Genomic DNA, 18070 nt, shown 5'->3' with positions numbered 1-18070 from the left:
GCGCCACACCTGCGGCCGGGAGATGATCGGGAGCATGAGTACACAGATTTCACCCGAAACGCGGCCGCGGGAGGAGTGGACCGGACAGGTCGGCTTCATCCTGTCGGCGATCGGTTCGGCGGTCGGGCTGGGGAACATCTGGCGGTTCCCCGGTGTGGCCTACGAGAACGGTGGCGGGGCGTTCCTCGTGCCGTACCTGATCGCCCTGATCACGGCGGGCATCCCGATCCTGTACCTCGACTACGCCATCGGCCACCGGTTCCGTGGTTCCGCGCCGCTGGCTCTGCGCCGGATCAGCCGGTGGTTCGAGACCCTCGGCTGGTACCAGGTCGCGATCTGCTTCGCGATCGCCGTGTACTACACGGCGGTGATCGCGTGGGCCCTGAGCTTCTTCTGGTACTCCTTCGGCCTGCGCTGGGGCGACGACACCACGACGTTCTTCCTGGTGGACTACCTCCAGGTGGCCGACGTCGGGGGCGCCGACCCGTGGTTCACCCTCGACTTCGTCCCGGCGGTACTGATCCCGCTCGTCCTGGTCTGGGTCATGACGATCGTCGTGCTGTCGGCGGGCGTCGCACGGGGCGTGCAGCGGGTCAACATCCTGTTCATGCCCCTCTTGCTCGTCGCGTTCGGCGTGCTGGTCGTCCGCTCGCTGACCCTGCCCGGGGCCACGGACGGCCTGAACGCCCTGTTCACGCCGAACTGGGAGGCACTCAGGAGCGCCGACGTCTGGATCGCCGCGTACGGCCAGATCTTCTTCTCGCTGTCGATCGCCTTCGGCATCATGATCACGTACGCGTCGTACCGCCGGCGCCGCGGCAACCTGACGTCCCCGGGCCTCGTCGTCGCCTTCGCCAACTCTGGCTTCGAACTGTTCGCCGGGATCGGGGTCTTCGCCGCTCTCGGGTTCCTCGCCGGGCAGCAGGGTGTGGCCTTCGGGGAGCTCGAGGGCATCACGGGGCCGATCCTCTCGTTCGTCACGTTCCCCGCACTGGTCTCGCAGATGCCCGCCGGGCCACTCTTCGGCGCGTTGTTCTTCGGCTCGCTGGTGATGGCCGGGTTCACGTCGCTCGTGTCGATCCTCCAGGTGGTCTCGGCCGCGTTCCAGGAGAAGCTGTCGATCTCCCGGCGCAAGGCCGCGCTGGCTATCGGTGGCCTCGCGAGCGTCGTCTCCGTGCTCGGCTTCTCGACCACGACGGGCCTGATCGCCCTCGACACCCTGGACAACTGGGCGAACAACGTGGGCATCGTGTCCGCGGCCGTCGTGATGTGCGTGCTGGTGATCTGGGTGGCTCGACGGGGCCAGGAGCTCAGGTTCCATCTGAACTCCGTGTCGACCGTGCAGGTCGGCGGCTGGTGGACGTTCTGCGTCGGAGTGCTGGCGCCGGTGGTGCTGGGCTGGATGCTGGTGTCGCGGATCCGGACCTTGCTCGTCGAGGGATACGAGGGGTACGCCACGTGGTACCTCGGTGTCGTGGGCTGGGGCGCGATCGCCGCCTTCGTGGTGTTCGCCGTGCTGCTCACCCTGGCGCCCTGGAGAGCCCCGGTGGACGCCTACGAGCCCTGGCCACGGTACGACAAGCTCCACGCCCCCCGGCGTGGCGAGAAGGGAGGCGCGGCATGAACCCGAGTGCGATCGTCCTGATGGTGCTGTCGTTGCTGCTCGTCTGGGGTGGCCTGGGAGTTAGCATCGCCATGCTCATGGCCCGTCCCGAACGGTCCGAGTGGCCGGACGGCTGGACCGACGACGAGGCGGACGGCTGAGCTTCCGTCCTTCGCCGCCCGGTGCGGCACGGCGGCGGGGTGACCCGGGGCCTCGTCCTGGGGTCACCCCGCCGCCGCCGTATCGCGTCCCCGGGTGCTACGCGGACAGGATCTCCGTGACGTAGCCGCCGCGGAACTTGCCGTGCGGGTCCAGACGGTCCGCCAGGGCGGCGAAGTCCGCGAAGCGAGGGAACATCGCGGCGACGTCTCGCGGTGACGCCACGAAGATCTTGCCCCAGTGGGGGCGCGCGCCCAGTGGAAGCAGGGCGTCCTCCAGATCGTGCAGCACGGCCCGGACCGCGTCGGCGTGCGGCTTCCACGTGAAGTGCAGGGCGAGGGTGTCGCCGTCGAACGGGCTGAGCCAGAGGTCGTCGCCCGCGACGGTCCGGATCTCGCTCGCGAACAGCAGCGGACGCACCGCGGCGCCGAGACCGCGCATCGCCTCGATGGCGTCGGCCGCGCGCTCTCTGGGCACCAGGTACTCGGACTGGAGTTCGGCGCCCGTCGACGGCTTGTGCTCCGCGCGGAAGTGCGGGAGCCGCTCGTGCGCGGGACCGGCCACGCCCCCCTGCACGGTGCTCGCAGCCGGGTCCTCCCCGGCCAGCGGATGCATCGGGCCCGGTGCATCCCGCGCGCCCAGGTCGAGCAGGACCTCCCGCGCGGACCACCGGGAAACGCCGGCGGCGTCCGCTCCGTACGAGTGCGCCGCGTCGCCGGCCCGCGACTTGAGCCAGACCTGCGAGACCGTGTCCTCGCCCCAGAGGGTGAAGGCACTGACCGAGTACGCGGCGCCGGTGACCGCGTCGAGGTCGCCGAGCAGTGCCTCCCAGGGCAGGTCGACGACAACGTCCTGGCTGACCTCGAACGCGGGGTCCGTGGCCATCTCGACGCGGGTCACCACCCCGAGCGCCCCGAGTGCGACGACCGCGCCCGGGAAGTCGGCGTCACCACGCCGGAAGGTGCGCGTCCCGCCGTCGGCGGTGACGATCTCCACCCCGACGACGTCGCGCGCCAGGCAGCCGTTCGTGTCACCGGAGCCGTGGGTCGCCGTGGCGACGGCGCCGGCCAGCGAGATGTGCGGGAGCGACGCCATCGTTCGCAGGGCACGGCCCTGGTCCAGGAGCGCCGCACCCGCCTGGCCGTACAGCAGGCCGGCACGCAGGGACGCGACGCCGCTCCCGGGGTCGACGGCGACCGCGGGACGGCCGTCGTCGTACGCGTCGAGCAGGACGTGCGTACCGGTGGTGTCCGCGACATCGCAGAACGAGTGCCGGGAACCGAGCGCCTTCACCCGGTCCGCGCCGGCGACCAGTTCCGAGAGTTCCTGCGGTGTGCTCGGACGAGCGACCGCACCTGCCGAATAGGTGAGATTGCCTGCCCAGTTCACTCTGACGTCGTTGCTCACGACCACAGAGTGCCACCGCACCACCCACGCGCCGGAATCGGTCTCATCCCCGTCGCCCCGATGGTCGGCGTGATGGTCGGCGGCTGCACTGCCCGACCTCTCGGTCCGAGAGCGGTCAGGCGGTCGCCTTCTCCTCCACGAGGAGCCGTTCCGAGATCCCGACCATGTCCAGCACGCGCATGACCTCCGCAGACGGTTCGCGCAGGGTCACCGTCGACCCTGTCTCCTCACCGAGCACGAAGACCTGAAGGATGAACGCGACTCCGGAGGAGTCGATGAAGGTCACGTCGCGCGCGTCGACGATGACCGGTGCGGGGTCGGGTCGGGAGGCGAGAGAGGCCATCGCCTGACTCGCGGCCGCCCGGAGCTGAGCGTCGACCTCACCCCACAGGGTGAGGATCGAGCCCTCGTACACGTGTCGGCAGGTGATCCCGGAGCCGGGTGTTCCTGGCTCTGCTGCGGGGTCGGAAGAGCTCGGGAGAGGGTCCATGTCTTCGTACACTCCGTTGTCAATGCTTCGACCGATATTTGACGTGCCCTTGGCGCATGTTCACCTCACCGTGAAGCGCAGGGCAGGAAATCCGACTGGGATCGAGTCTTCACCCAACGAGCCGAAGAGTCCAGTCCTGACCGGTTACGTTCACGTTGCGCGAAGTCAAGATCACGTGACACCCCGCCAACGAGCCACGCGGGACGACAGTTCCCGCTCGGTCCACTCTTCTCCTCATTCCTCATGACTCGTGCGGATTTTGGTCAAGTTCTCGCTCGAGAACCTCGGTGGCCAGGGAGAGCGCCTCGGCCGCCTGATCGTCGTCGAACTCCGTGCGCTCCGTCCGCCAGTACTCGGAGCCGTCCCGCGTCCGCGTCACGACTCCGAGGTCGACCATCGCCCTGCGCATCCCGACCGGATCGTACGCGAGGCCCGACAGGCGCTCGGTGAGCTCGCGCTCTCCGACCGGCTCCAGGAGAAGCGGAAGGACCTGCGTCGCGATGTACCGCGTGACCGCGATCTTGTCACGCCGGCGGCGCGGAAGGATCTCGAGGCGGCCGTCGCGCAGGAAGCGCCGGGGGTCGTCCGCGGCGGGCCTCCCGGCGGCGTCAGGGTCAGCACTCATCGTCTGCACTGTAGGGCCTGCGCGTGGATCCCTGGGGTCTCCTGGCCGGCACGGCGTCTCGACCGCACCGCCCGGCGGGGCTTCAGGACGTGGAAGCCGTCATGCGCTGCCGCTCCCGACACCCTCGGCATCCGGATGCCCGTCGTCGGCGTCGCCGTCGTCCAGGTCCTGACCGTCCTCGTTCCTCCGGCGAGCGAGGGCCATCGTCGTCGTCGAGCCGACGACGCCTGCCATCGCGTCCGTCCGTGCCGACGAACCTTCCGAGGACCGGGATGACGACGGTTCCTCCGGCTCGCCTTCGCCGCCGGTGGCACAGGCCGATTCCTCGCCCGTGCTCTCGTCCGCGGCTCCCGCGTCGTCGCTCGCGGTCGCCTCGCCGCCCGAGCCGGTGGCGGACCGCCCGGCCGTGTCGCCGCCCGGCTCACTGGAGACGTCGGCGGGCTCTTCACAGGACTCGTCGGGCTCGCCACCCGGCTCGGCGGGTTCGCTCGGCCCGTCGCTCGGATCACCCGGCTCGCTCGGCTCATCGGTCGGTTCGCTGGGCGAGGGCGACGGCGTCGGTTCCGGGGTCGGTTCCGGCGACGGCGTCGGTTCCGGCGTGGGTGTCGGTTCCGGGGTGGGCGTGGGGCTCGGGCTCGGCTTGGGCTTGCTCGGCGTCGGGCTCGGCTCGGGCGTCGGGCTCGGCTTGGGTGTCGGCTTCGGAGGCTTGGACGAGGGAGGCGTGCCGTCGCCGGGATCCTTGCCGGGGTCGTCCGACGCTCCGCCCTTGCCTCCCTTCGAGTCCCTGTCCTTCGTGTCCTTCGCCGGGACAGCGGGGAGGTCGTCACCCGGCTTGGGCTTCGCCGGCGGTCGGTACCGCGGATCGTCCTCGGTGTCGATATCCGACACGTCCACCGCGCGGTTGGGGATGATCCCGGCCGCGAAGAACTCGAAGTGCCACGGCTCCGGCTTCGAGCCGTCCAGCCGTGCCCAGGCCGGGTTGTCCCAGCCGTAGTCCGGGCCGTGCACGCGGAGCCAGGCGTACTCGGCGCTGCGGCCCGAGTTGATCGGAGCCCCGAGATCGACGGCGATGCCCCATCCGTGGTTGGAGGTGCCCGGAATCGCCGCCAGGGTCGGCTTGAGCGCGCGCAGAGTGACCTGCGACTCGTACGTCCGGTAGGAGTCGGTGATCGGAATACTCCGGCCGAACTGCTTCTCGTACTCCTCGTTCAGCGCGGCGAGCCGCTCGGCCGCGTCGCAACGCAGGCGGTGGCCCGGGGCGAACTCGAGGGGGCACAGCACCGTGAGTGGAATACGCCCGTTCGCGAAACCGGACGTGGACAGGGCGTACGCGTCCACGACCGACAACAGGTTCTGCCGCAGGCCCGGGTCCGCGGAACTCTGCGCACCGCCGCCACCCGCCGGAACCGGGGCGACGACGAGCGCGTCCGCCGTGCTCGGGTCCATGAGCCGGGCCAACCGCTGCGCCGCGAGCACCAGATCCTCGCGCGTCACGAGCGCGGCGTGGTCGTGCGTGTCCGTGAGCGGCTCTGCCTCGTGCTCTCCGGAGCCGTCCAGCCCGAGGTCGTCGTCCGGTTCGCCACCCGGACCGCGGACGCTCGAGGCCTGGGTCACCGGCCCGATGTCCACCGTGCGAGCGGCCTCGTCGTCGTTCCGCCCCGGATCGGCCTCACCGCCGGACGCGACGTCCTCGTCCGGGCGGTCCGTGCGACCCACGACCGATCCGTCGCGCGGGTCCAGGATGCCCGACGCCGCGCGGATCGCCTCCTGCTGTGCCCGGTACGTCGTGTAGAGCATGCCGAGCTCGGCGGCCGCCTGGGCGACCTGCGGATCCATCGACGCGCCCTGCTCGACGGCGAGCTGGTGCGCGCGCTCCAGGACACCGAGGACCTGGTCCATGGTGATGTGCGAGCCGGAGACCACGATCGCGGACGACTCCCCGGGTGGCGCATACGAGCGCAACGGGGCATCGGCGTAGTTCGCCCCACCGGGTGGCAGGCTGCCGGCGGAGCCGAACAGCACCGCCGCAGCGACCGCCGCGCCCACGACCGCGGCCGAGACCCGCCGCAACCCGTGGCGGTGTGCGCGCACGAACGTGGCACCCGGCAGCCCGCGACGCCGTCCCCGAGCCGCCGTGGACCCGTGCTCTGCGGACCCGGAGTCCGTGGTTCCAGGCAGCGCGTCGTCAGGCGCCTCGTCGGCGCCGTCCGTGCGCTCCTCGGGAGAGGAATCGCTCGGGCCGGTCATGGACACACCCCCTGGGTCGAAGGATCGCCGGTGTGGCAGCGTCGCTCGCTGGGCTCCGTCGCCACCTCGACCTCCGTACTGCGCGCTCGCATCTTCGCACACACGACTGACACCGACCGGTGCCCGACGGATCGCGCACAGGCCGGACCTGCGTCCGGTTCGGGTCGGACGCGTACGGCGCCCTCCCCGCCACTGATCGTGTCATCGTCTGCCGAGGCGATCAAGGCTCGGAGCAGCAGAGCAGGACGGCTGCGGGCGGAGCACGTCAACGCAACGGGCCGACGGCGGACGCCGCGGCCCGCGCGAGCCGCCCGTCCTCCACCAGCGCGACGACGGCGTCGATCTCAGGAGCGGGAGCACGGTCGGGGCCCGGACCGGCCACCACCGTCCGGACGACGTCGTACACCGCGCGCGTGCCGGGGGCGATCCGTTCAGGACCCCACGCCGGCGACGGAGCCGCCGACGGCGAGGAATCCGTGTGCCGGTCCGCCTCGGCCGCGGCTCGTTCGCCGAGCCGCAGGTCGAGTGCGCGGCAGGCGGTCAGGATCTCGATCGCGAGCACACGGCCGAGCAGGTCGACGGACCGTCGCAGCTTGCGCGCCGCCGCCCAGCCCATGGAGACGTGGTCCTCCTGCATCGCCGAGCTCGGGATGGAGTCCACGCTGGCGGGTACGGCCAGCCGCTTGAGTTCGCTGACGATCCCTGCCGCGGTGTACTGGGCGATCATCAGCCCGGAGTCGACCCCCGCCTCGTGGGCGAGGAACGGCGGCAGCCCGTCGTTGCGGTGCTTGTCCAGGTGCCGGTCGGTGCGGCGCTCCGAGATGCCGGCCACGTCGGCCACCGCGACGGCGACGAAGTCGAGCGCGTAGCCGACCGGGGCCCCGTGGAAGTTGCCGCACGACTCCACCCGGCCGTCCGGCGTGACCACCGGGTTGTCGATGGCCGCGGCCAGCTCCCGGTCGGCGACCACGGCCGCATGATCCAGCGTGTCCCTCGCGGCTCCGTGGACCTGGGGGGCGCAGCGCAGCGAGTAGGCGTCCTGCACGCGCGTGCAGACGGGCGTGCCGTCCTCGTAGGTGTCGCGGTGGCTGGCCATGATGCCGCTGTCCGCCAGCAGCGCGCGCAGGTTCGCCGCCGACGCTGCCTGGCCGGGGTGCGGTCGCAGCGCGATGAGGTCCGGTGCGAACGGTGCGTCGCTGCCCAGCAGCGCCTCGACGCTCAGCGCTGCCGCGACGTCGGCGACCGCAAGGAGGTTGCGCAGATCGTGCAGCGCGAGCACGAGCATGCCGAGCATGCCGTCCGTGCCGTTGATGAGAGCCAGCCCCTCCTTCTCCGCGAGCGTGACGGGGGTGATGCCCGCCTCGGCCAGGGCCTCGGCGGCAGGGCGGGGCGGCGCGGCCGGAATCTTCCCGGGGACGACGGCGGTGATGGCGCTGCCGGCCGCGTCCCCCCGGGCATCTCCCCCGGCTCCGGGCTCGGACGACGCCCTCGACGCCGTCCCCGCGTGCCCGGCGGCGAACGAACGCACGACCCGGACCTCTCCCTCTCCCATGGCGGCGAGGGCGACATGACTGAGGGGCGCCAGGTCGCCGGAGCAGCCGAGCGAACCGAACTCCCGCACGACGGGTGTGATGCCGGCGTTCAGCATGTCGGCATAGGCCTGCGCCGTCACGGGACGCACCCCGGTACGACCGGTGACCAGGGTGTTCAGCCGTAGGAGCTGGAGGGCTCGGATCACCTCGGTCTCCACCTCCGGGCCCGTGCCCGCGGCGTGCGACCGCACCAGGCTGCGCTGGAGATCGGTACGTCGTTCCGCCGGGATGTGGGTGCGGGCCAGCGCGCCGAACCCCGTGGACACTCCGTAGTGCGGCCGGGGATCGTGTGCGAGGTCGTCGATGGTCTGCCGGGTGGCGGCCATCCGCGCGTGGGCGGTGTCGGTGACGACGAGGCGAGCCCCGTGGCGAGCCACGGCCACCACCTGCTCGGCGGTGAGCGGGTCGCCGGTCAGTTCGACGGTCGACGGGATCGCCGGCCCGGCACCCGGGGTCGCCGGGCGGGCCGATGCGTGTGACGTGGTCATGAGGCCAGTGTGCCCCGGACCGCTGCACCGAGCCGCATGCGCCGTGTCCGGTCGCCTCTCCCGACGGCGCGGCTCGCCGGGGGCCACGACGTTCGCGATGACGCCTCCGTCGCGGCCGGTACTAACCTGGCGCTGCCTATACCTGATACATCACAATATGGCCGACCGATGGGACACAACGGTCCTGCCGCCAACCCGAGGGCCCCCGAGGTCCCCCGTTCTAGGAGCACCTTCCGCATGACTTCCTCTGACACCGAGACCAACACCTCCGAGTCCACCGAGACGACGAAGGACGACACCGTCGCCGAGAAGATCGCGGACGCCGTCACGGTGGCGACGACGAGCGACGTCGCGACCACCACCGTCGAGGAGGAGGACCCGCAGACCGTCGTCTTCAGTCTCGTGGGGTTCTTCCTCGCCTACATCCCGCTCGTCGGCGTGATCGTGAACGCCATCGCCGTCGTGAAGGCCGGCAAGGAGGGTTTCGACCTCTTCCTGGCCAAGTGGGGCCTGGTTCTCGCGATCCTGTCGACGGTCGGCGCGCTGATCCTGGTGGGCCTCGGCTTCTGGATCGGCCTGGAGGCGGGCCGCTCCGGCATGTGAGCCCCTGCCAGGGCGCCACGACCGGCCGGTCCGTGGCGCCCTGCAGAGGCAATCCAGAATATTCGCGTTTTTCACCCGATCGCCACGTGGCGGACACACCTTGCAGGAAGCATCAGGGCTCGGCAAAGCGCCAGTACAGTTCTCGGAAGGGAACCCTCAATGATGCAGGCCCAACCCGCCACGACGTCGTCCTCGGACACTACGACCCAGCCCGGTCCGCGCCGGCTCCGGACCGCACTGGTCGCGGCCTCGGCCGCGCTGCTCGTGCTCGCGGCACTCACGGTGCCCGGCACGGCCCACGCCTACCCGCCGGACATGCCCTCCAAGTCACAGGTCCAGTCGGAGCTGAACGCCATCACGGTCCGGGCGGAGGGCCCGCGTACCGGGTACAGCCGCTCCCTGTTCCCGCACTGGACCAGCCAGGGCGGGAACTGCAACACCCGTGAGGCCGTGCTGCGGCGCGACGGCAGGAACGTCACGGTCGGCACGGACTGCTACCCGACGTCCGGAAGCTGGTACAGCGAGTTCGACGGCCAGACCCGCACCGTCCCGTCACAGATCTCCGTCGACCACGTCGTGGCTCTCGCCGAGGCCTGGGACTCCGGGGCGAGCTCGTGGTCCACGAGCCGCCGCCAGGCCTTCGCGAACGACCTCTCCGGTCCCCAGCTCATCGCCGTCACCACCGAGGTCAACTCGTCGAAGAGCGACAAGGACATCGCCGAGTGGGTACCGCCGCTGTCCAGCAAACGGTGCGCCTTCGCGAAGATGGTGATCCACACCAAGTACCGCTGGGACCTGTCGATGGATCCCGCCGAGAAGTCGGCCGCGCAGACCTACCTCAACTACTGCTCGTACTGACCGGTGGCCGGGTGGGAACGCCTGCCCGGCCACCACCCTCAGGTCGCGCGCACGTAATGAGCTTGCGAGGGCTGAGAGAATGGTGGGTCGTGAGCAGTGAGTCGTCCCCCACCACCGTGTCCGACGCCGGTTCGGCGCATCCGGGCGAGGACGCCTCCTCTGCTCCCACCAGGGACGAAGCCCCCCAGGATCGTTCCGGGCGAAGGTCCGTCGGGCGGCAGGGGAAGCGGCGAGGGCGTCCCCGGGCCGACTCTCGTCAGGGGCGGCCCCAGCGGATCACGCAGGCAGAGCTGGACCGAGCGGCCACGAAGCGGGCAGCGGTCGCCGTACCGCCGATCACCTACCCCGAACAGCTTCCCGTCTCCGCGCGGCGCGACGACATCGCCCGTGCCATCGCGGAGAACCAGGTCGTGGTGGTCGCCGGCGAGACGGGTTCGGGCAAGACGACGCAGCTGCCCAAGATCCTGCTCGACCTCGGACGCGGCCGGGCGGGCCAGATCGGGCACACGCAGCCCCGGCGTATCGCCGCCCGCAGCGTCGCCGAGCGCATCGCGGAGGAGCTCGGCACCGATCTCGGTGACACCGTGGGCTACCAGGTGCGGTTCACCGACCGGTCGACCGACGAGACGCTCGTCAAGGTCATGACCGACGGCATCCTCCTCGCCCAGATCCAGCGTGACCCGCAGCTGCTCGCGTACGACACGATCGTCGTCGACGAGGCCCACGAACGCTCCCTCAACATCGACTTCCTGCTCGGCTACCTCGCACGGCTGCTTCCACGGCGTCCGGGCCTGAAGCTGATCATCACGTCCGCGACGATCGACTCCGAGCGGTTCGCCCGCCACTTCTCCCCCGCCGCGCTCGCGGAACGCGGGGGCGCGCCCGCCGCAGTCGTCGACGTCCTGCCCGACCAGGCGCCCGTGGTCGAGGTGTCGGGCCGGACGTATCCGGTCGAGGTGCGATACAGGCCGCTCGTCCCGGAGGACCGGCGCACCGCCTCGGCCGACGACGGCCACGACGGACCACGCGCCCAGGGCGCCGAATCTGCCCCAGGCGACCGGAGACCGCCGTCGGGCACGGGGAACGTGCGCGGCGGGACAAGGCGAGGGATGCGCCCGGTCGACCGCGGCGGCGCCAGGGACCGGGACGCAGGCGGGCGTGGCGCCGGCCGCAAGGAGGAGAAGGACCTCGTCACCGGCATCATCGAGGCCTGTGACGAGCTGATGCGCGAGGGTCCGGGCGACATCCTCGTGTTCCTCTCCGGCGAGCGCGAGATCCACGACACCGCCGACGGCCTCACCGGACACCTGCGCGACCGCGCCACGGACCCACGGCATCCGCAGTACACGGAGATCCTGCCGCTGTACGCGCGGCTGAGCAGCGCCGAGCAGCACCGGGTTTTCCAGTCCCATTCGCACCGGCGGATCGTGCTGTCCACCAACGTGGCCGAGACGTCCCTGACCGTGCCGGGGATCCGGTACGTCGTCGATCCCGGGACCGCGCGCATCAGCCGCTGGTCCAAGCAGACGAAGGTGCAACGGCTACCGATCGAGCCCGTGTCGCAGGCCAGCGCGAACCAGCGCGCCGGACGCTGCGGCCGTGTCGCCGACGGCATCGCGATCCGGCTCTACTCCGAGGACGACTTCGAGAGCCGCCCCGAGTTCACCGAGCCGGAGATCCTGCGCACGTCGCTGGCGAGCGTGCTGCTGCAGATGGTGTCCGTCGGGGTCGCCGAATCACCCGGCGACGTCGCACGCTTCCCCTTCGTCGAGCCACCGGACACACGCGCGGTGCGCGACGGTGTCCAGCTCCTCACGGAGCTGGGAGCGCTCGAGACGACCGGCGGTCCGGCCGGGACGAGCGCGCACGGCCGAGCCGACGCCGCACCGGGGACCGAGGACCGCGAGCGCCAGGCCACGCCCCGGACACGGCTGACCCGGGTGGGGAGGATGCTGGCCCAGCTCCCGATGGACCCGCGCCTGGCGCGCATGGTGGTCGAGGGCGACAGGCTGGACGTCGCACGGGAGGTCGCCGTCATCGCCGCGGCGCTGTCCATCCAGGACCCGCGCGAGCGGCCCGCCGAGGAGCGCGAGCAGGCGGATCAGCAGCACGCGCGGTTCCGGGACCCGTCGTCGGACTTCCTCACCTACCTCAACCTGTGGGAGTACGTGCGCGAGCGGCAGCACGAGCTGTCGGGCTCCGCGTTCCGGAGGCTGTGCAAGGCGGAGTACCTGAACTTCCTGCGCGTCCGCGAGTGGCAGGACGTCGTCGCACAGCTGCGGGAGATGTCGAAGCCGCTCGGGATCGACATGGCCTACAAGCCCGCGCGCAAGGACCACGACGAGATCGTCCACCAGTGGGACGGTGACACCATTCATCGTGCCTTGCTCGCCGGGCTGTTGTCGCACATCGGGATGCAGGAGACCGGCGAGGTGAAGGCCTCCGCGGTCGCGCACCTGCGCGGGGAGGCGCGGGAGCGGGCGCTGCGCCGGGCGAAGAAGCAGGCGCGGAACGAGTACATCGGAGCGCGGGGGGCACGGTTCGCGATCTTCCCCGGGTCGCCGCTGAGCAAGAAACCGCCGGTGTGGATCATGGCGGGCGAACTGGTCGAGACCTCGCGCCTGTGGGCCCGCGACGTCGCGCGGATCCAGCCCGAATGGGCCGAGGAACTGGCCGGACCGCTCGCTCGCCGCACCTGGTCCGAGCCGCACTGGTCCACCAAGCGCGGGGCCGCGATGTGCACGGAGAAGGTCCTGCTGTACGGCGTGCCGATCGTCGCGGACCGCAAGGTCCTGTACTCGCGCGTCGACCCCGAGGCCGCGCGGGAGATGTTCCTGCGGCACGCCCTCGTCGAGGGCGAATGGACCACGCACCACACGTTCTTCGCGGAGAACCGCAGACTTCTCGACGAGGCCGGCGAGCTGGAGGCACGGACCCGGCAGCGCGGGATCGTCGCGTCCGAGGACGACCTGTTCGCGTTCTACGACGAGCGCGTGCCCGAGCACGTGGTGTCGGCGGCGCACTTCGACAAGTGGTGGAACACGGCACGTCGTGAGCAGCCCGACCTGCTGACGTTCACGATGGACCTGCTCGTCGGGGACGCCTCCGTGGACACGGACGCGTTCCCCGAGGCCTGGCCCCAGGGCGACCTGTCGCTGCCGCTCACCTACCAGTTCGCGCCCGGTTCCGGGGCCGACGGCGTCACCGTGCACATCCCGGTATCGGTGCTGCCGCGCGTGGTGCCCGACGGGTTCGACTGGATGGTTCCCGGGCTCCTCGAGGAACTCTGCGTCGCCACGATCAAGTCGCTGCCGAAACCTGTACGACGTGACCTCGTGCCCGCACCCGACTGCGCACGCGAGATCGCGGCATGGCTGCGCGCCGAGTGTCCCGCCTGGGAGGACATGGCCCGTGCCGGGGACATGGCCGAGCCGTTCACCGCCGCCTTCTCGCGCGCCGTGCGAGCGGTCCGCGGGATCGCCGTCCCGGACGACGTCTGGACGCCCGACCGGGTGGAACGCCTGCCGGACCACCTGCGCATGACCTTCCGCGTCTTCGAGCCGCGCGGCTCCGGGGACGACGGCGGAGGTGGTGGCGGCCGGCGCGGAAAACCGGGTCGTGGACGGGGCTCCGCCGACAGCCGGGACTCGCGCGGCGGGCGTGGTGCGGGCCGTGGGGCGGGCGACCACGGCCGCAGGTCGGCGGACGACGGGCGGGACGGCGCCAACGTCGTCGTCCTCGACGAGTCGAAGGATCTGCTCCTGCTCCAGCGGAAGCTGGCGAAGCGCGCGGAGTCCGCGGTTCGCTCGGCGGTCCGGGGAGCTGTGGGACAGGCACTCGCGGAGGCCCGGGCGAGCACCGACCCAGGCGCTCCGACAGCCACCTCATCCCGGCAGGGTGGTTCCGCCGGGACAGAACGTTCCGGTACCGGGGTTCCGCCCCAGCGGTCTGGGGACGGCACGGACGCACCGGCCGGGTCGGGACGGCGTGCCGGCTCCGGCCCGGACGCTGGCGCGCGGGCCGGCGGAGCCGGGGGGCCGGCGGCGGGCGGGGCGCTGGTGGTCGAGCGGGAGGACCTCGCGGGATGGCCCGACGGGCTGGACGGTGGGGTGCTGCCGGATGTCGTCTCCACCGATGTCGGCGCAGGCGTCGTCGTGCACGGGTATCCCGCGCTCGTCGAGGAGCGCGGGCCGAAGGTGAAGGGAAAGCCGCGGGCCACCACCGTCGCGCTGCGGATCCTCGCCGACGAGTCGGCGCGGGACGCGGCGCACGCCGCCGGGGTCCGACGTCTGCTGCTGCGGGCTACCGCGCTGCCGACGGCGCGCGTCACGTCGCGCTGGTCGGCCACACAGTCCCTCACCATGGCATCCAGCCCCTATCCGACCACGGACGCGCTGGTCACGGACCTGCAACTTGCCGCCGTCGTCGGCCTGACCGTTCCGGACACCGAGCGACGGTACGACACCCCTCCGGGCGGGCCGGACGCCGCGACGATCCGGAGCGAAGCCGAGTTCACGGCGGCGCGGGAGCACGTGCGGCGCCATCTGGAGGACGAGGTGCACCGGGTGGTCGGGCACGTGGTCGCGGCGCTGTCCGCCTACCGGGCGCTGGAGGGTGAGATCAGGGGCCAGTCCAGCCTGGCGCTCCTCCAGGTGCTCCAGGATCTGCGTGAGCACGCCGCCGGCCTGGTCCACGACGGTTTCGTGTCGCAGACCCCGCCGCGCAGGCTGCCGCACCTGGTGCGCTACGTGCGCGCGGCGTCACACCGGCTGGCGAAGGCGAGCGAGAACCCCGGGCGCGACGCCGATCTCGCCTGGCGTGTCGGCGACGTGACGCAGGCGTGGGAGAAGGCCCGCGCGGCGTACGCGTCCGGGACCCCGGACGCGGCGCGGGCCGCGGAGCTGGCCGAGGTGCGCTGGATGCTGGAGGAGTTCCGGGTGAGCCTGTTCGCCCAGCAGCTCGGCACGGACGGGCCGATCAGCGAGAAGCGCATCCGGAAGGTCCTCACGCCGGCCGGGTGGTGACGGCTCAGTCGTCGTTGGGCATGAGGATCCAGAAGATGATGTAGGCCAGGACCTGCGGTCCGGGCAGCAGGATCGAGGCGACGACCAGCACGCGCAGCAGGGTGACGTTCCACCCGAAGCGCCGGGCGATGCCTGCGCACACCCCGGCGATCATGCGGCCCTGGCGGGGACGGGAAAGTGTCTTCGTGGTCATGCCCCCACGCTACGGCCACGTGCGATCCGGCGGTATCGGGTGGTCCCCCGGTTCTTCCCTGATCCCGGCCCTACCCACGATCGTGAAGCGCCGGTGGTCCTCGACGCGTCGGACGGGATGGCGGCCGATATGCCGGAACCCGCGCGTCTCGACCGCGCAGGCTCCGGCACCCGGTCAGCGGAAGATGCGCGAGGCCTTGCCCAGGTCCAGGAAGACCGTCTCGCCCGTGGCGTCGTCGAGCGCGTCGTTGTCCGTCACGGCGTAGACGTGGCCGTCGCCGCCGATCGTGAGGCCCTCGAGCTTCTCCTGGGTCCAGCCGTTGGTCGCCCGCAGGTGCGGCAGGACGTCGATCGCGAGTTGCTTGTCCAGCATCGCGACCTTGCCGGGGCGCGGGTCCCGGTGCGGCAGGTCGACCGTGTACACCGCCTTGAGCGCGGCGTCCGGACCGTTGAGCTTGTCGCGTTCGATCACCGCGAGCGTGTCGCGGTCGACGACCGTCACCTCGGAGAGACCGACCCAGTCGCCGTCGGCCGTCGGCCGCTCGAGCTCGTACCCGAACCAGGTCCACTCGGCGGTCGCCACGTCGTAGCGGCCGATACGGGCGTAGCCACCCAGGCCGTCGTCGGACGTGAGGCCGCGCTGCAGGGCGACGAACAGGTGCTCGCCGCGGCGGTCGACCGTGCCCGCGACTCCCTCGATCCCCCACGCGCCGAGGCCCGCGGCGATCTCCTCGGGGAGGGCGACACGCTCCTCGATCTCGCCGGACTCCGACACGCGCACGAGCGCGTTCTCCGCGCCGGTCGCACCCTCGGAGCCGAGCCAGAATCCGCCGCCGACGCGGCCGGGCCGGGCCCACAGGCCCTCGACGTCGAGTTCGGCCGGCTCGCCGCCGTCGGTCACGACGATCTCCCCGTCGATCACCGCAGGAGCGCCCCGGCGCGGGGTCCGCACCGAGTAGAGCGACGTCGGGACCTTCGCCGAGTCCGACGCCGTCCACAGGCCGCGCCGGTCCTCCGGGTCGGCCGAGAGCGCTCCGAGCGCGGTCCAGCCGATCGGAGCGCCTGACGTGACCTGCCGGTTCCCTTCGGGACCTGAGGTGTACGCACCGTCCGCCCCCGCGGCGCCGTCGGACACGATCGACGGGAACTGCACGGACGAGGAGTGGGCGAGCGAGCCCCGCAGGTCCGCGGTGCCGGGGCGAGCCTTCCCGGCGGCACGGGCGTACCTCGAGCCCTGGCCGAAGACGGTGACCGCGGAGCGGACGCCGTCCTCGGCGGAATCCTCCTCCGACGACACGACCAGCAGGTTCCGCTGCGGCACGGGCAGCAGGCCCTCCGGTCCGTTCGTCGTGGCGAGCACCTGGACGAACCGCGGCCGTTCGGCGTCGGACACGTCGTAGACGGCCACGAAGTTCGACCGCTCCGACCCGACGAACGCGTACCGCGTCCCGCCGAGCTCGCTGACCGCGATGCCTTCGATCTCGACCCCCTTGTTCTCGGCGCGGTCGTCGTTGTGCAGGCCGACGCGCGCCGCGAGGTGCTCCATCGTGTTCCCGGCGTCCCACGCGATCTCACCGGTCGTGGCGTCGAAGACGGACCAGCCGCGGGTCCCGCCCTTCCAGTCGCCCTCGTTCGCGGTGGCGAGGTGGATGTCGTCGATCCAGGCGATCGCGTCGGGCTCGCGCGGAACCGCGCCGAGCGATCCGGTGAGGTCGATCGCGCCGTCCTCGATCGTGTCGACGCCGGTGAGCGCCTGCTCCCCCGCGGAGAACACGGACGTCACCTCGCCCGAGACGACGTCGATCAGCACGATCCCGTTGTTCTCCTGGAGGGAGACTGCGGCCGTGGTGCCGTCCGGGTTGATCGCGACGTACTCCGGCTCGGGGTCCTCGGGCGTGTCCAGCCCGGCTCCCGCGAGAGCTGCGAGCGCGGAGCCGTCGCCCGCGGTGAGCGGGACGGGACGGGCGGACCAGCCGGCCGGGTCGGAGCCCGGGAGGTCGATGATCTGCACGAACCCGCCCGGGGCCTGCGGGAGGTCGCCCTCGTCGCCGCCCGGGGCGTTGTCGGCGGAGACGTCCTCGTCCCGCTCGTTCTCGATGGCGACGACGGCGTGCGCGCCGTCGGGCGTGACGGCGATCGAGTCGGGCTGACCGCCCAGGTCGATCGAGCGGACCTTGGTGCGTGTCGCGAGGTCGACGACGTCGAGCCGCCCGCTCGGGTTGGTGTAGCTCTCCGAGGTGTTCACGACGACCAGGACATGATCGCCCACGACGGCGACCGACGTCGGCTCGTCCTCGGCGTCGCCGAGCTCGGCGAGGCCGAGCGAGCCGAGGCCACGCGGGTGCGCGGGGTCGGTGATGTCGAGGAAGCCGATACGGCGGCCGGCGGCGTCGGTGTAGACCACCGTGCGGCCGTCCTCGCTGACGTCGGAGATCTCGGCGACGGTCTCGTCGGCCGGGTCGACGCCGGCCGGCGCGTTCCGGAAGACCGGGTACGTGGCGAGGCGGTGGAACGCCTTGCCGTAGCTGGCGGCCGGGCGGGAGAAGGAGTGCACCGCGGAGGGACGGTCCGGGCCGTGAGCGGCGGCGGACGCGGGGACCAGCGCCGTCAGGCCGAGCGCGAGCGTGGCACCGGAGGCGATGAAGGCCGAGGTGCGACGGCTGTGAGGTTTCTGGGTAGACACGAAATCAGGCTGGTGGGACCGGGTGGCCGCCCGGCCGCCACCGGGTGACCGGACGGTGACCCCCGAGTGAACGAGACGCCACCGAGGACCTTGTCCACT

The 18070-nt window shown here is 71.7% G+C and carries 12 protein-coding genes; 5 read left to right on the top strand and 7 right to left on the bottom strand.

What is annotated here, in order from left to right; all coding sequences use genetic code 11:
- Nucleotides 1-34 precede the first annotated feature (34 nt).
- Both J0911_RS10610 and J0911_RS10605 read left to right on the top strand, forming a co-directional pair.
- A complete protein-coding gene (locus J0911_RS10610; RefSeq protein ID WP_207275437.1) occupies nt 35-1624 on the top strand; it encodes a sodium-dependent transporter in 1590 nt (529 codons plus the stop codon).
- The gene (locus J0911_RS10605; RefSeq protein WP_207275436.1) at nt 1621-1764 is read left to right on the top strand and encodes a methionine/alanine import family NSS transporter small subunit; all 144 of its coding nucleotides are present in this window, start codon (nt 1621-1623) and stop codon (nt 1762-1764) included. Before J0911_RS10610 ends, J0911_RS10605 begins: the two co-directional genes overlap by 4 nt.
- Nucleotides 1765-1861: 97 nt before the next feature.
- Here the strand turns inward: J0911_RS10605 and J0911_RS10600 are convergent, their stop codons facing one another.
- The 5 genes from J0911_RS10600 to hutH all read right to left on the bottom strand — a co-directional run bounded on the left by J0911_RS10600 (nt 1862) and on the right by hutH (nt 8611).
- Nucleotides 1862-3169 carry a D-arabinono-1,4-lactone oxidase gene (locus J0911_RS10600; RefSeq protein ID WP_207275435.1) on the bottom strand — a complete coding sequence of 436 codons (1308 nt, stop codon included), beginning with the start codon at nt 3167-3169 and terminating at the stop codon, nt 1862-1864.
- Nucleotides 3170-3284: 115 nt separating this feature from the next.
- The gene (locus J0911_RS10595) at nt 3285-3659 is read right to left on the bottom strand and encodes an STAS domain-containing protein (protein ID WP_207275434.1); all 375 of its coding nucleotides are present in this window, start codon (nt 3657-3659) and stop codon (nt 3285-3287) included.
- 241 nt (nt 3660-3900) lie between these two features.
- Nucleotides 3901-4284 (bottom strand): DUF2087 domain-containing protein, encoded by a 384-nt coding sequence (locus J0911_RS10590; protein ID WP_207275433.1) that lies wholly within the window; start codon nt 4282-4284, stop codon nt 3901-3903.
- Between the two features lie 99 nt (nt 4285-4383).
- Nucleotides 4384-6531, bottom strand: coding sequence for a M15 family metallopeptidase (locus J0911_RS10585; protein WP_207275432.1), 2148 nt, complete (start codon nt 6529-6531; stop codon nt 4384-4386).
- Nucleotides 6532-6796: 265 nt separating this feature from the next.
- Nucleotides 6797-8611: a histidine ammonia-lyase gene (gene hutH, locus J0911_RS10580; RefSeq protein WP_207275431.1), complete on the bottom strand. Its 1815-nt coding sequence runs from the start codon at nt 8609-8611 to the stop codon at nt 6797-6799.
- 237 nt (nt 8612-8848) lie between these two features.
- On the opposite strand from hutH, the gene J0911_RS10575 reads away from it, so the two are divergent.
- The 3 genes from J0911_RS10575 to J0911_RS10565 all read left to right on the top strand — a co-directional run bounded on the left by J0911_RS10575 (nt 8849) and on the right by J0911_RS10565 (nt 15096).
- On the top strand, nt 8849-9214 hold the full coding sequence (locus J0911_RS10575; protein ID WP_207275430.1) for a hypothetical protein: 366 nt from the start codon (nt 8849-8851) through the stop codon (nt 9212-9214).
- 159 nt (nt 9215-9373) lie between these two features.
- Complete coding sequence (locus J0911_RS10570) at nt 9374-10072, top strand: GmrSD restriction endonuclease domain-containing protein (protein WP_242636580.1); 699 nt, start codon at nt 9374-9376, stop codon at nt 10070-10072.
- A gap of 89 nt (nt 10073-10161) precedes the next feature.
- Nucleotides 10162-15096, top strand: coding sequence for a DUF3418 domain-containing protein (locus J0911_RS10565; RefSeq protein ID WP_372434867.1), 4935 nt, complete (start codon nt 10162-10164; stop codon nt 15094-15096).
- 4 nt (nt 15097-15100) lie between these two features.
- On the opposite strand, the gene J0911_RS10560 is transcribed toward J0911_RS10565, so the two are convergent.
- Together J0911_RS10560 and J0911_RS10555 are read right to left on the bottom strand one after the other, a co-directional pair.
- A complete protein-coding gene (locus J0911_RS10560; RefSeq protein ID WP_192863623.1) occupies nt 15101-15289 on the bottom strand; it encodes a PspC domain-containing protein in 189 nt (62 codons plus the stop codon).
- Nucleotides 15290-15463: 174 nt separating this feature from the next.
- Nucleotides 15464-17971 carry an esterase-like activity of phytase family protein gene (locus J0911_RS10555; RefSeq protein ID WP_307865022.1) on the bottom strand — a complete coding sequence of 836 codons (2508 nt, stop codon included), beginning with the start codon at nt 17969-17971 and terminating at the stop codon, nt 15464-15466.
- Between the last annotated feature and the right edge of the window lie 99 nt (nt 17972-18070).

Origin of the sequence: Myceligenerans salitolerans (assembly GCF_017349295.1) — a bacterium.
In the GTDB taxonomy this organism is placed as follows: domain Bacteria; phylum Actinomycetota; class Actinomycetes; order Actinomycetales; family Cellulomonadaceae; genus Myceligenerans; species Myceligenerans salitolerans.
Note: the sequence above shows the minus strand (reverse complement) of the source record. Positions and strands in the feature narration are given on the sequence as shown.